Genomic DNA, 13,960 nt, shown 5'->3' with positions numbered 1-13,960 from the left:
CGCCAGCACGACTGACGAATTCGCGGCACGATCAGGCCGAAAACCCCCTCGAATCACGCCTAATCATTTCAAAAATGCCCTGTCCCTCACCCCGTGCAGGGCCAAAATCCCTGCAAGACCCTTGACATAGCTGCCCTTTCGGCAGAACGCGTGTGGTCAAGCCGTCATGGACATTTCATGGATCTGATTAGCACGACCTCCGACCTCGCCGCCGCCTGTGATCGGCTCGCCCAACACAAGGTCATCACCGTCGACACCGAGTTCCTGCGGGAGACGACCTACTATCCCCTGCTCTGCGTCGTGCAGATGGCGAGTGCGGATGAAGCCGTCGTGGTCGACGCGCTGGCGCCCGGCATCGACCTCAAGCCGTTCTTCGAATTGATGTCGAACGAGGCCGTGCTGAAGGTTTTCCACGCCGCGCGGCAGGACATCGAAATCGTCTGGCACCTCTCCGGCACGATCCCGCATCCGATCTTCGACACCCAGGTCGCGGCCATGGTGCTCGGCTATGGCGACAGCATCGCCTATGACCAACTCGTCGACCGCGTCACCGGCCATCGCCCCGACAAGACCCACCGCTTCACCGACTGGTCGCGCCGCCCGCTGACCGAGGAGCAGCTGCATTACGCCGTCTCCGATGTCACCCATCTGCGCGAGGTGTTCGCGGCGCTCGATGCCGATTTGCGCAAGCGCGACCGCAGCGACTGGGTCAGCGAGGAGATGGAGATCCTGACCTCGCCGAAGACCTACGACTTCCACCCCGAGCGTGCCTGGGAGCGGCTCAAGACCCGCGTGCGCAAGCCGCGCGAGCTCGCGGTGCTGATCGAGGTCGCGGCCTGGCGCGAGCAGGAGGCGCAAAGCCGCGACGTGCCGCGCTCGCGCGTGCTCAAGGACGATGCGGTCGGCGACATCGCCACCCATGCGCCGACCTCGCTGGAGAAGCTCGGCAACCTGCGTTCGCTGCCGAAGGGTTTCGAGCGCTCGAAATGGGGCGCCGACATCATCGCCGCGGTGCAGCGCGGGCTGGCCCGCGACCAGGCGACGCTGCCCAAGCTGGAAAAGCCCAGAAACAATTCCAACGGTGCGGCGACCGTCGAGCTGCTCAAGGTGCTGCTCCGCATGACCTCGGAGCGCCACGGCGTCGCCAGCAAGGTGATCGCCACCGTCGACGACCTCGAACAGATCGCGGCCAGCGATCAGGCCGAGGTCGGCGCCCTGCACGGCTGGCGGCGCGAATTGTTCGGCGAAGCCGCACTCAAGCTCAAGCACGGCCAGCTCGCGCTCGCGATCGACAAGGGCCGCGTGGTGCGGGTGGATCGGGGCTAGCGCCCCAGGTTCCATCCGACCGTCGGCCACTGGCCGAACGCCTTGGGCCTGTGGTTCGGCCGGCACAGGCTGAGGTTGCGTCACGCAAAACCACCGCGCTTGCTAAGGCGCAATTTTCGTGTTGCAATCCCTTCACAATCGGATTGCGGCCGTTCGACTGTGCTTTTCACGACGTTTCTATCCAAGGCTTCGAGAGGCGAAACTGCGGACTTGAAGACCTTGGATCTGAAGAACCGGAAATTGAACAGACAGCGGAAAGCCCGCTTGTGGCGTGGCACGTGGAAAACGTGGCCGCGTCTTTTTTATGTCTAGACTGGGAGAGAGACGATGCCGAAGGGTACCGTCAAATGGTTCAACCCGACCAAAGGTTACGGGTTCATCAAGCCGGCCGTCGGTGACAAGGATGTGTTCGTCCACATCTCGGCGGTCGAACGCGCAGGCCTCAGCACACTCAACGAGAACCAGACCGTCGAGTACGAGCTGGTGGAGAACCGCGGCAAGGCGTCGGCAGAGAACCTCAAGGTTCACTGATCGAGGCTGCTAGCGGAATTCATCCTGATGCCTCCCCCGGCCGCATCACCCCGGGGGATACTTCTCAGGGATTTGCTTTGACGTAGGCGACGCGCCTTAAGGCGCCGGCGCGATCAACGTGCTGGCGGTTGCGGCGCTGCCGTGCGTCCTGCAGCGATCACCTTCCAGCTTGAGCCGGCCGCTGGCCAGCAGCCGCAGCGCTTCCGGATAGATGCGATGCTCGATTCCGATCACGCGTGCGGCGAGCGTCTCGGGCGTGTCATCGTCAGCCACGGTCACCGCGCCCTGCATCACGATCGGTCCGGCATCGGTCTCCGGGATCACGAAATGCACCGTCGCGCCGGACAGCTTGACCCCTGCACGCAACGCCTGGCCGTGCGGATCGAGGCCGGGGAAACACGGCAGCAGCGAGGGATGGATGTTGAGCATCCGCCCGTACCAGTGCCGCGCGAAGTCGGCGGTGAACAGCCGCATGAAACCGCCAAGGCAGATCAGCTCGACCTTGTTGTCGTTGAGCGCCTTTTGCAGCACCGCCTCGAAGCCGGCGCGATCCTTGCCGAACGGCTTGCTCGCGATGACGATGGTCGGAATGCCGCTCGCGGCCGCCTTCTCCAGCCCGGGCGCGTCGGCGCGGTTGGAGATCACGACCGCGATCTCGGCCGGAAAGTCCGCAGCCTTCGCAGCCTCGATCAGCGCGGCCATGTTGGAGCCGCGGCCGGAGATCAGGATGGCTGTGCGGCGCTTCATCGCGAGAGATCGAGATGACCGTGATAGACCACGCGATGATCATCCTTGGCCTCGATCACCTCGCCGAGCAGCGTCACGGTCTCGCCGCCGGCGGTGAAGGCCTCGGTCACCGCATCGACCGCATCGGCCTTGACGATCGCGATCATGCCGATGCCGCAGTTGAAGGTGCGCAGCAGCTCGAGCTCGGCGATGCCGCCCTGCTCGGCCAGCCATTTGAACACCGGCAGCACCGGCAGCCGCGCCAGGTCGATGCCGACCCCGAGATGCTTCGGCAGCACGCGCGGAATGTTGTCGGTGAAGCCGCCGCCGGTGATGTGGGCGAGCCCCTTCACCGCGCCGGTGTCGCGGATCGCGCGCAGGCAGGACTTCACATAGAGCCTGGTCGGCGTCAGCAGCGCTGCGCCGAGCGTCATGACCGGCGCAAACGGCGCCGGCGCGTCATAGGCCACGCCGGATTGCTCGACGATCTTGCGCACCAGCGAATAGCCGTTGGAGTGCACGCCCGAGGACGCCAGCCCGATCACGGCGTCGCCGGCCGCGATATCCCCGGTCGGCAGCAAGGTGCCGCGCTCGGCCGCGCCGACCGCAAAGCCGCCGAGGTCGTAATCGCCGTCCTTGTAGAGGCCGGGCATCTCGGCGGTCTCGCCACCGATCAGCGCGCAGCCGGATTCGCGGCAGCCCTCGGCGATCCCGGCGACGATCTGCGCCGTGGCCTCCGGATGCAGCTTGCCGCAGGCGAAATAGTCGAGGAAGAACAGCGGTTCCGCGCCCTGCACGACAAGGTCGTTGACCGACATCGCGACGAGGTCGATGCCGATGCCGCCATGGATGCCGGTCTCGATCGCGATCTTCAGCTTGGTGCCGACACCATCGGTCGCGGCCACCAGCACAGGATCCTTGAAGCCCGCGGCCTTGAGGTCGAACAGCCCGCCGAATCCGCCGATTTCGCGTCCGCGCCCGGCCGTGCGGTGGCCCGCACCATCGGCTTGATCAGATCGACCAGACGATTGCCGGCGTCGATATCGACACCCGAATCCGCGTAAGTGAGCCCGTTTTTGCGCTCGGTCATGCCCAATTCCAGATGATTAGGGGCTGGTTACGAGGAATTCCGCCCCCGTGCAATGGCTCGCGGCGATGCTGCTGCGATACTATGTAGATAACATAAGGCCGCAGCTGAAAAGAGCCGGATATCGAGTAAAATCAGGCTTCTAGCCGGGAAGCGATTCAAGTTGAGCATTCCGAACATCATTACCCTCGGCCGCATCATCCTGGTGCCGGTGATCGTCTGGGCCATCGTGTCCAGCCAGATGGAGATCGCATTCGCGCTCTTCGTGATCGCCGGCGTGTCGGACGCGGTCGACGGTTTCCTCGCCAAGCGCTTCAACATGACGAGCGAGCTCGGCGCCCTGCTCGACCCGCTCGCCGACAAGGCGCTCTTGGTGTCGATCTATGTCGCGCTCGGAATCTGGGGCGCAGTGCCGCGCTGGATCGTGATTCTCGTGGTGTCGCGCGACATCATGATCGTCTCCGCCGTGATTGTGTCATGGTTGTTCGACAAGCCGGTCGAGATGAAGCCGTTGATGGTGTCGAAGCTGAACACGGTGGCGCAGGTCGGCTTCGCGGCGCTGGTGCTGGCCTCGCTCGGATTTGGCTTCGAGCCGCATCCCTACGACTGGATCCTGATGGCCCTGGTCACGATCTTTACTTTGGGTTCGGTGTCCCTCTATCTCGTGGAGTGGGTGCGGCACATGAGCACGATCGAGGCTCGGTAGGCACGATCCGGAAAAGTGGAAACCGGTTTTCCCGCGACAAACGCGAAGCGTTTGCGCAGGGATCATGCTAGAAGTGAAGTGGTTTGGAGACTTGCGTGGCCGGTAGCGTTCAACCTCGTCAATTGGCCTTGGCCCTGCCGCACGAGGAGAAACTGACCCGCGACGATTTCCTCGAGGGGCCCGCCAACGAGGCCGCGCTGGCGCTGATCGACGGCTGGCCCGACTGGCCGAACCGAATCATGCTGCTGGTCGGGCCCGACGGCTCCGGCAAGAGCCACCTCGCCGCGATCTGGGCCGAGAGCGCCGGCGCCCGCTCGACCGCGGCGCATGCACTAACGGCCGAGGCGGTGCCGACGGCGCTCGCGACCGGCGCGCTGGTGATCGAGGATCTGCGGCCGTCGGATTTCGACGAGCGCGCGATGTTTCATCTGATGAATCTGGCGCGCCAGGACGATGCCTTCGTTTTGATCACGGCACGCGTCCCGCCGTCGGCATTCGAGATCGAGCTGCGCGACCTGCGGTCGCGGCTTCGCGCCGTGCCGACCGTGACGCTGCTGCCGCCCGACGACCAGCTGTTCCGCGGCCTGATCGTCAAATTCTGCGCCGACCGCCAGATGAGTGTGGACGAGCCGCTGGTCAGCTACCTGACCAACCGGATCGAGCGCTCCTATACCGCCGTCCGGCAGGCGGTCGAGCTGCTCGATACCGAAGCGCTGCGGCTTGGCCGGCCGGTCACCCGGGCGCTGGCGGCGGAGCTGTTGCGGGACGCCTGATTTGACCTGCGGCTTGACGGCGCGGCCGGGCGGAACATCAATGTCATCGAAACGTCATCGCAATATCACATGGTCTCTGCGGCCTTCGGCTAGACCGCTCCGGCCCCCTGCCCCGAATTGGACCAGCACTTGATGGACTCGGCACAAGCATCTGAAATCAAAGAGAAAGAGGCGGAACTCCCGCCCGTCCCCGCGATCGCGACCAGCCCCGAGCGATTCATCAACCGGGAGCTCTCCTGGCTGCACTTCAACCGGCGGGTGCTCGAGGAATCGGTCAACACAGGCCATCCCGTGCTGGAGCGGGTCCGCTTTCTGTCGATTTCGGCGAACAATCTCGATGAATTCTTCATGGTCCGTGTCGCCGGCATCAAGGCGCAGGTCCGCGAGGGCATCGCCGAGCGCAGCCCGGACGGCCTGCTGCCGTCCGAGCAGCTCGTGATGATCAACAAGACGGTGTCGCAGCTCGCCTCCGACCAGCAGGCGATCTGGAGCGACCTGCGCGACATCCTCTCCAAGGTCGGCATCCAGCTGGTCGATGGCCGCGACGTCACCAAGTCCGAGCGTGCCTGGATCGAGGATCACTTCCTCCACAACATCTTTCCTCTGTTGACCCCGCTGGCGATCGACCCGGCTCATCCCTTCCCGTTCATCCCGAACCTCGGCTTCACGGTCGCACTGCAATTGTCGCGGATCGCCGACGGCAAGGCGATGAACGCGCTGATCCGCATGCCCGGCAAGATCGACCGCTTCCTTCGCATTCCGACCACGAAGGAAGGCGCGCCGGCGCGCCTGATCACGCTCGAGCAGGCCACCGGCCTGTTCATCGGCCGCCTGTTCCCCGGCTACACCGTCAAGGGTCAGGGCGCGTTCCGCATCATCAGGGACTCCGAACTCGAAATCGAGGAAGAGGCCGAAGACCTCGTTCGCCTGTTCGAGACTGCACTCAAGCGCCGCCGGCGCGGGTCGGTGATCCGGCTCGAAATCGAGGCCTCGATGCCCGAGGAGCTGCGCGTCTTCGTGCAGCACGCCTTGTCGGCAGCGGACGATGAGGTGATCTTGGTCGACGGCGTGCTCGCGATGAACGAGCTGTCGCAGCTCACCCGCCTCAATCGCCCCGACCTCGAATTCCCGCCCTATGTGCCGCGCCATCCCGAGCGGGTGCGCGACCATGGCGGCGACATCTTCGCCGCTATCAGGCAGAAGGACCTCGTGGTCCACCACCCCTACGAATCCTTCGACGTCGTCGTCCAGTTCCTGCAACAGGCGGCGCGCGATCCCGACGTGGTCGCGATCAAGCAGACGCTGTATCGCACCTCGAACAACTCGCCGATCGTGCGTGCGCTCGCCGAGGCCGCCGAAGCCGGCAAGTCGGTGACCGCGCTGATCGAACTGAAGGCGCGGTTCGACGAGGAAGCCAATATCCGCTGGGCGCGCGACCTCGAGCGCGCCGGCGTGCAGGTGGTCTACGGCTTCATCGAACTGAAGACGCATGCCAAGCTGTCGATGGTGGTGCGCCGCGAGGGCGGCAACCTCACCACCTATGTGCACACCGGCACCGGCAATTATCATCCGGTCACCGCGCGCATCTACACCGACCTCTCGTATTTCACCTCGGATCCGATCATCGGCCGCGACGTCGCGCGCGTGTTCAACTACATCACCGGCTATGCCGAGCCGAGCGACATCGAGAAGATGGCGGTGTCGCCGCTGACGCTGCGCAAGCGGATCATCGAGCACATCCATGGCGAGATCGCCCATGTCAAGCACGGCCGGCCCGGCGCGGTCTGGATGAAGATGAATGCGCTGGTCGACCCCGACATCATCGACGCGCTGTATGAGGCCTCGCAGGCCGGCGTCTCGGTCGAGCTCGTGGTGCGCGGCATCTGCTGCCTGCGGCCCGGACTGCCGGGATTGTCGGAGAACATCCGCGTCAAATCGGTGATCGGCCGGTTCCTGGAACACGGCCGAATCTATTGCTTCGGCATGGGCCAGGGCCTGCCGAGCACAAAAGCTGCTGTGTATATCTCGTCCGCCGACATGATGCCGCGCAACCTCGACCGCCGCGTCGAGGTTCTCTGTCCGCTGCAAAATCCTACGGTGCATCAGCAGGTTCTCGAACAGATCATGGTCGCGAACCTGAAGGACACCGAGCAGAGCTGGCAATTGTTGCCCGACGGATCGTCAACGCGTATGAAGGCCGCGAAAGGCGAAGAGCCTTTCAACCTGCATGACTATTTTATGACAAATCCGAGTCTGTCCGGCCGTGGTAAGTCTCTCAAGGAATCTTCACCGCGCCGTCTCACGCGTCGCACCGAGCGTCAGCAGCCATCGTCGTCTTAAGGAGGCATTCCTGTGAAGCGGCCGCGGAAGCGCGCTTCCAGCGTCGCTGTGATCGATATCGGCTCGAACTCGGTTCGTCTCGTGGTTTACGAGTCGATGGCGCGCAGCCTCATCACCATCTTCAACGAGAAGGCGCTGTGCGGGCTCGGGCGCGAGGTGCAGAGCACCGGCCTGCTCGCAACCGATGCGGTCAACAAGGCGCTCACCGCGCTGCGCCGCTTTCGCGCGCTGTGCAGGATCCAGCAGGTCGGCCGCGTCTACGCGATCGCGACCGCGGCCTGCCGCGATGCCAAGAACGGTCCGGACTTCATCGCCCAGGCCGAGCGCATCTGCGGCGCCAAGATCGAGATTCTCACCGGACCGCGTGAAGCGAAGCTGTCGGCGCTCGGCGTCGTCTCGGGCGTGCACAATCCGAACGGCATCGTCGGCGATCTCGGCGGCGGCTCGCTCGAGCTGATCGATGTCAAGGGCAACCGCGTACGCAGCGGCGTGACTCTGCCGCTCGGCAGCCTGGCGCTGCAGGACCTCTCGAACAAATCGCTCAAACGCGCCGAACGCATCGTCAAGAACGAGCTGCTCGGCGTCACCCAGCTCAAGACCGGCCGCGGCCGCACCTTCTACGCGGTCGGCGGCACCTGGCGCGCGCTCGCGCGCATCCACATCATCCAGAGCGGCTATCCGCTCAAGGTGATGCACGGCTATTCGATTCCGGCCGTCGACGCGCTCGATTTCGCGCAGCGGCTGCGGCGGCTCGCGGCCACCAACATGCTGGCCAATATCGAATCGATCGCCGATGCGCGGCGGCCGCTGCTGGCCTACGCCGCCCTCGTGCTCGAATACATCATCCGCGTCGCGCAGCCGAAGACCATCGTGTTCTCGACCTTCGGCGTGCGCGAGGGCCTGCTCTACGAGATGCTGCCGCCGGCCGAGCGCGCCAAGGACGGGCTGGCCTGCGCCGCCCAGAACCTCAACGAATTGCTGTCGCGCTCCGCCCGCCACGCCAAGGAACTGACCGCCTGGACCGACCGCCTGGTGCGCGTGGTCAGGCTGCGCGAGACCGAGGAAGACCGCAGGCTGCGTCACGTCGCCTGCCTGCTCTCCGACATCGGCTGGCGGGTGCATCCCGATCATCGCGGCGAGGAAACCCTTAGCCTGATCATGAACGGCAATTTCGGCTCGATCACGCATCAGGGGCGCGCCTTCGTCGCGCTCTCGGTATTCTATCGCTACGCCGGCCTCAGCGAGGAGAACGAACCGCCGCCGCAGATCCGTGCGCTGGTGACGCCGGCGATGGACGAGCGCGCGCGTGTGCTCGGCGCCGCGTTCCGCGTCGCACATCTGATCACGGCGGCGCGCACCGGCGTGCTGCCGGCGACGCACTTCCGCACCCAGGGCCGCAAGCTGATGCTGGTGTTCGAGCACCGGATGGTGGATCTGGTCGCCGATCGCGTCGGCAGCCGCTTCAGGCAGTTGGCGCGGCTGGTCGGGCGCGCCGGCTCGATCGTGCGGCGCTAGGGAAAAATCCCGCTCACGCCGCCTTGGCGGCGTGCTTGGCCTTTCTGAGCGCGTGACGGCGCCAGATCGATCCGATGGCCAGCACCACGACAATGCCGAGCACCGCGAGCGTGATCTCGCCGCCGCTGCCGCCATGGCCGAATTGCGGCGACATCCCGATCGACGTCAGCCAGGAATCGAGCTTGGCGCCGAGCGGTCCGGCGAACAGCGCATCGAGCTTCGGATGCACGGCCGGATCGGTCGCGATGACGTCACCCGCGATCCAGCCGAGCAACGCCGCGCCGGCCCAGACCAGGATCGGCAGCTTGGTGAGCAGCGCCATGATCAGCGCCGCGCCGGCAACGATCAGGGGAACGCTGATCGCAAGGCCGAGCACCAGCAGCGGCACGCTGCCATTGGCGGCCGCCGCCACCGCGATCACATTGTCGAGGCTCATGACGATGTCGGCGACGACGACGATCTGAACCGCGGCCCACAGATGCGAGGCCGCATGCACGCTGTCCTCGTCCTCCTGCTCCGGCACCAGCAGCTTGGCGGCGATCACGATCAGCGCCAGTCCGCCGACCAGCTTGAGGTAGGGCAGCTCCATCAGGCTGGCGACGATGCCGGTGAAGATGACGCGCAGCAGCACCGCCGCGGCGGCGCCGAGAATCATGCCCCACAGGCGCTGGCGCGGCGCGAGCCCGCGGCAGGCCATCGCGATCACGAGCGCATTGTCGCCCGACAGCAGCACGTTGATCCAGATGATCTTGCCGACGGCGACCCAGAAGGTCGGCGTCGCCATCTCGTTCTTGAACTCGGTGAAGAACGCGCCGATGTACGCCGGATCAAAGATCTGCCACAGCCAGTCCACAGCGAGTCCTATTCGGCCTTGCGGCCGCCCCTGGCGGCGGTCGTCCGCCGCACCCCAGTCTATTTCGACACGGTCTCCTTAGGGAGACCGTGTCACTTTCAGTTGTACGTCGTTAGCCGACGATTTCGTTACCGGCGAAGAACTGCGCGATCTCGATCACCGCGGTCTCCGGCGCATCCGAACCGTGCACCGAGTTCTCGCCGATCGACTTCGCGTAGAGCTTGCGGATGGTGCCTTCGGCGGCCTTCGACGGATCGGTCGCGCCCATCACGTCGCGATACTTCAAGATGGCGCCCTCGCCTTCCAGCACCTGGACTACCACAGGGCCGGAGGTCATGAAGTCGACCAGCTCGCCGAAGAACGGGCGCGCCTTGTGGACGGCGTAGAAGGTCTCGGCCTGGCCGCGGGTCATCTGGATGCGCTTCTGCGCCACGACCCGCAGGCCCGCCTTCTCGATCACCGCATTGACCGCGCCGGTCAGGTTGCGCTCGGTGGCATCGGGCTTGATGATCGAAAAGGTGCGTTCAATCGCCATGATTTCGTCCTTGTAAACGGTGGCTGGGAGTTGCCGGGGCTTATATCGGCGCGATCGGGTAACGGCAAGCGACCCTGTGACGCGTTAGCCTTTAGTTTCGATGGATTTTCGCGGCGAAAACCGTCGTCCGGGCGGCCTCCGGACAGGCGCGGCTCGGCTGGCTTACCGCGATTTCACCTAGGTGAACCCATTCTGTCAGTGCCGTGCCGCCGCCGTTCAGCTCCACCCGCATAGGCTCTCGACTGATCGGACGCCTTGCTGGCCCCCCATCCGCAAGCCTCACAGGACGTCTCGGGAAACGATGTCACCGCGGGCGCGCCGCGCGCGCCCATAGCTCGAGGAGACGATCATGTTACGCAAGATTTCGCTTGCCGCCATTGCCGCAATTTCGCTCGGCGCCGCCGCGCTCGCCCCGACCTCCGCCTCGGCTTGGGGCGGCTGGCACGGTGGATGGCACCACGGCTGGTGGGGTGGCCCGCGCGTCATCGTCGGCGGTCCGGCCTACTACGGCGGTTACGGATATGGCTACGGCGGCTGCTACGTGCGCCGCGTGGTGCCGACCCCGTGGGGTCCCCGCTGGCGCCTGGTCAATCGCTGCTACTGATCCACCAACTCTATCGCCTGCTCCCCTGACTGAACTCAGCCCCGGCCTCGCGCCGGGGCTTTTTTCTGGCCGGGGAACCCAACCGGGTGATGCGCCTCACTACCTCAAGGCAAGAGTAAGGCGGGGCGGAAACCAAATTCGGGGGTCGTGACTTGTCTTGGCGAGGAGCTACTCGAACATGCGAGGTGGAACTCGCCGAAAGACGTGTCATGACGATAACCGAGATCAACAACGACCCCGATCAGATTGATCGCAAGACCTGCCGTTACATCTGCGACGCCGTGGGTGAACGGCTGCAGCAAAGCTTGCGGCCAGAGCCCGCGCTTTCGTCCCGCCTCCAGCAACTCCTCGAGGAGATGCAACGGCGGGAAAACGATCACCATTAGGTATTGCGGGCTCACCAGCAGCCCCATTGCGTTTTTGCAACAGCCGTCCGGAGAGATTTTTACAAGTAGACGGGTTGCGTTTGGCAGCGGGTCCGGTGACAACGCTGCATGCTCTCCATCACTGACATCTCAATCCGGATCGCCGGACGGCTGTTGATTGATCACAGTTCTGTGCAGATCGTGCCCGGCGCGCGCGTCGGATTTGTCGGCCGTAACGGCGTCGGCAAATCGACGCTGTTTCATGCCATCCGCGGCGACCTCCCGACCGAGAGCGGCAGCATCGCGCTGCCGCCGCGCTGGCGGATCGGCAGCCTGGCGCAAGAAGCGCCCGACGGACCGGAAAGCCTGATCAACGTCGTGCTGAAGGCCGACCTCGAGCGCGACGCACTGCTGCGCGAGGCCGAGACCGCGCACGACCCACACCGGATCGCCGAGATCCAGACCCGGCTGGTCGATATCGACGCCCATTCCGCTCCCGCCCGCGCCGCGGCGATTCTTTCCGGCCTCGGATTCTCGACCGCAGACCAGGCGCGGCCGTGCGCGGAATTTTCCGGCGGCTGGCGCATGCGCGTCGCGCTGGCAGCGACGCTGTTCTCGGCACCCGACCTCTTGCTGCTGGACGAACCGACCAACTATCTCGATCTCGAGGGCACGTTGTGGCTCGAGAACCACCTCGCGAATTACCCGCGCACGGTGATCGTGATCAGCCACGACCGCGATCTGCTGGATACTTCGGTCGATCAGATCCTGCATCTCGATCGCGGCCGGCTGACACTCTACAAGGGCACCTATTCCTCATTCGAGGAACAGCGCGCCGCGCGCGAATTGCTCGATGCCAAGCACGCCAAGCGGCAGGCCGATGAGCGCAAGCGCCTGCAGGATTTCGTCGACCGCTTCAAGGCCAAGGCCTCCAAGGCGCGGCAGGCGCAGTCGCGCGTGAAAATGCTCGAGCGGATGAAGCCGATCACCGCACTGGTGACCCAGGACGTTCACGAGATCTCGTTCCCGGCGCCCGAGAAGCTGCTGTCGCCGCCGATCATTGCGGTCGATGACGTCTCGGTCGGCTATGAGCCGGGCAAGCCTGTGCTCAACCGCGTGACGCTGCGCATCGATACCGACGACCGCATCGCGCTGCTCGGCTCCAACGGCAACGGCAAGTCGACGCTGGTCAAGCTCTTGGCGGGCAAGCTCGCGCCGTTCTCGGGCAGGATCACAAAAGCGGACAAGCTGTCGGTCGGCTATTTCGCGCAGCACCAAGTCGACGAGCTCAATCTCGACGGCTCGCCCTATGATCACATCCGAAAGCTGATGCCCGAGACACCGGAGAGCAAGGTGCGCGCCCGCGTCGGCGCGATCGGCTTCTCCGGCAAGGCCGGCGACACGCTGGTGAAGAGCCTGTCGGGCGGCGAGAAGGCGCGGCTGCTGCTGGGGCTTGCGACGTTCTACGGCCCCAACATGATCATCCTGGACGAGCCGACCAACCATCTCGACATCGACAGCCGTGCGGCGCTGGCGGAGGCGATCAACGAATTCCCCGGCGCCATCATCATGGTCTCGCACGATCGCTATCTGATCGAGGCCTGCGCCGACCGGCTGTGGGTCGTGGCGAACCAGACCGTCACGGCATATGACGGCGATCTCGACGAATATCGCCGCATGATCCTGTCGGCCAATGACGGACGGACGGCCTTGCGCGAGCGCGCCAAGGAGATCGCCGCAAAGCCGGAGCGCATCCGCAATGAAAGGCGCGTTTCACCCCGGCAGCGGGTGACGCAGGCCGAGAGCGAGATCGAGCGCATCAACGGCATCATCGCCAAGATCGATACCGCGCTCGCACTGCCCGATATCTTTACGCGCGATCCCAAGCAGGCTGCGCAGCTGACCAAGGCGCGCGCCGGCGCCGAGAGCGCGCTGCAACGCGCCGAGGAAGAATGGTTGGAAGCCAGCGCCGAACTCGACGAGGCCGCGAACTAGCGTCGTCGCGGGTTGCGGCTCAACCGTTCGAGGTTGGCGCCGGCTTCTTCGGCTTCTTCTTCGCCGGCTTCGCGACCTTCGGCTCCGGCGCAGCATCGGGGCCGCGTTCGACGGACGTAAGGCGCCCCCCGGAGAACGTATAGATGCCGGCGCGTGCGCCACGCGACCAGGTCACCACCGCGACGCGTTCGCCGCCAGGTCCGTTCGACAGGTTCACGCTATCGGGGGCGCCGATGCCGCGCACGACGTCACATTCGGTGTGGCCGAGTGCGACGCTGCCGCCGGTCGGCTGCGGCGGCGGAGCACCGGGAGCCTGCGCGTTCGCATCGGCAGCGCCCGGCGGGGGTGCCATGCCTGGACAGCTGCCGTCGGCACTGACGAGGTCATCGTTGGTCACCGGCTTGTCCGGCGTCAGCGGCGGCGATTCGATCGAGATGTTGCGGATGAACACCCGTCCGGGCCGCGAGAACCAGTCTGCATCGCGCGAAAAGATGTCGGACGCGCCCGAACAGCCGGCAAGGCCAGGTGCAAGCACCAGCAACGCCAGCAGCGACTTCCGACTGAATGTTCCGTCTCGCACGATCGACAAGGCTCCTAACCCCAC

Annotated in this window: 13 protein-coding genes and 1 pseudogene; 8 read left to right on the top strand and 6 right to left on the bottom strand. The window is 65.2% G+C overall.

Annotation, left to right across the window (positions count from 1 at the left end):
- Positions 1–177: 177 nt before the first annotated feature.
- Together rnd and AKN84_RS40455 are read left to right on the top strand one after the other, a co-directional pair.
- The gene (rnd, locus tag AKN84_RS40460; RefSeq protein WP_050425945.1) at positions 178–1,326 is read left to right on the top strand and encodes a ribonuclease D; all 1,149 of its coding nucleotides are present in this window, start codon (positions 178–180) and stop codon (positions 1,324–1,326) included.
- Between the two features lie 327 nt (positions 1,327–1,653).
- Positions 1,654–1,857 carry a cold-shock protein gene (locus tag AKN84_RS40455; RefSeq protein WP_021079877.1) on the top strand — a complete coding sequence of 68 codons (204 nt, stop codon included), beginning with the start codon at positions 1,654–1,656 and terminating at the stop codon, positions 1,855–1,857.
- 96 nt (positions 1,858–1,953) lie between these two features.
- On the opposite strand, the gene purN is transcribed toward AKN84_RS40455, so the two are convergent.
- Both purN and purM read right to left on the bottom strand, forming a co-directional pair.
- Positions 1,954–2,604, bottom strand: a complete 651-nt coding sequence (gene purN / locus AKN84_RS40450; RefSeq protein ID WP_050425944.1) for a phosphoribosylglycinamide formyltransferase — start codon at positions 2,602–2,604, stop codon at positions 1,954–1,956.
- Positions 2,601–3,673, bottom strand: a pseudogene (purM, locus tag AKN84_RS40445) (phosphoribosylformylglycinamidine cyclo-ligase). The gene purN and the pseudogene purM overlap by 4 nt, the downstream one beginning before the upstream one ends.
- Positions 3,674–3,833: 160 nt before the next feature.
- Between purM and AKN84_RS40440 the strand changes: the two are divergent.
- The 4 genes from AKN84_RS40440 (at position 3,834) to ppx (ending at position 9,004) form a co-directional block, all read left to right on the top strand.
- Positions 3,834–4,376: a CDP-alcohol phosphatidyltransferase family protein gene (locus AKN84_RS40440; RefSeq protein WP_050425943.1), complete on the top strand. Its 543-nt coding sequence runs from the start codon at positions 3,834–3,836 to the stop codon at positions 4,374–4,376.
- A 95-nt stretch (positions 4,377–4,471) separates the two neighbouring features.
- On the top strand, positions 4,472–5,149 hold the full coding sequence (locus AKN84_RS40435) for a P-loop NTPase family protein (RefSeq protein WP_050425942.1): 678 nt from the start codon (positions 4,472–4,474) through the stop codon (positions 5,147–5,149).
- A gap of 132 nt (positions 5,150–5,281) precedes the next feature.
- Positions 5,282–7,489, top strand: a complete 2,208-nt coding sequence (locus AKN84_RS40430; protein ID WP_050425941.1) for an RNA degradosome polyphosphate kinase — start codon at positions 5,282–5,284, stop codon at positions 7,487–7,489.
- Between the two features lie 12 nt (positions 7,490–7,501).
- On the top strand, positions 7,502–9,004 hold the full coding sequence (gene ppx / locus AKN84_RS40425) for an exopolyphosphatase (protein ID WP_050425940.1): 1,503 nt from the start codon (positions 7,502–7,504) through the stop codon (positions 9,002–9,004).
- A 13-nt stretch (positions 9,005–9,017) separates the two neighbouring features.
- On the opposite strand, the gene AKN84_RS40420 is transcribed toward ppx, so the two are convergent.
- Positions 9,018–9,857 (bottom strand): TerC family protein, encoded by an 840-nt coding sequence (locus AKN84_RS40420; RefSeq protein ID WP_050425939.1) that lies wholly within the window; start codon positions 9,855–9,857, stop codon positions 9,018–9,020.
- A gap of 112 nt (positions 9,858–9,969) precedes the next feature.
- Positions 9,970–10,392 carry a nucleoside-diphosphate kinase gene (gene ndk / locus AKN84_RS40415; RefSeq protein ID WP_050425938.1) on the bottom strand — a complete coding sequence of 141 codons (423 nt, stop codon included), beginning with the start codon at positions 10,390–10,392 and terminating at the stop codon, positions 9,970–9,972.
- A 349-nt stretch (positions 10,393–10,741) separates the two neighbouring features.
- Between ndk and AKN84_RS40410 the strand changes: the two genes are divergently transcribed.
- On the top strand, positions 10,742–10,996 hold the full coding sequence (locus AKN84_RS40410; protein WP_050425937.1) for a hypothetical protein: 255 nt from the start codon (positions 10,742–10,744) through the stop codon (positions 10,994–10,996).
- A 104-nt stretch (positions 10,997–11,100) separates the two neighbouring features.
- Here the strand turns inward: AKN84_RS40410 and AKN84_RS47630 are convergent, their stop codons facing one another.
- Positions 11,101–11,409: a hypothetical protein gene (locus tag AKN84_RS47630; RefSeq protein ID WP_050425936.1), complete on the bottom strand. Its 309-nt coding sequence runs from the start codon at positions 11,407–11,409 to the stop codon at positions 11,101–11,103.
- Between the two features lie 81 nt (positions 11,410–11,490).
- Here AKN84_RS47630 and AKN84_RS40400 point away from each other — a divergent pair, with 81 nt between their 5' ends.
- Positions 11,491–13,356 (top strand): ABC-F family ATP-binding cassette domain-containing protein, encoded by a 1,866-nt coding sequence (locus AKN84_RS40400; protein ID WP_050425935.1) that lies wholly within the window; start codon positions 11,491–11,493, stop codon positions 13,354–13,356.
- Positions 13,357–13,375: 19 nt separating this feature from the next.
- On the opposite strand, the gene AKN84_RS40395 is transcribed toward AKN84_RS40400, so the two are convergent.
- Positions 13,376–13,945, bottom strand: a complete 570-nt coding sequence (locus tag AKN84_RS40395) for a hypothetical protein (protein ID WP_128971599.1) — start codon at positions 13,943–13,945, stop codon at positions 13,376–13,378.
- Between the last annotated feature and the right edge of the window lie 15 nt (positions 13,946–13,960).

It is taken from the genome of Bradyrhizobium tropiciagri (assembly GCF_001189845.1).
GTDB classification, from domain to species: Bacteria; Pseudomonadota; Alphaproteobacteria; order Rhizobiales; family Xanthobacteraceae; genus Bradyrhizobium; species Bradyrhizobium tropiciagri.
This window is presented reverse-complemented; position numbering and strand designations above follow the sequence as displayed.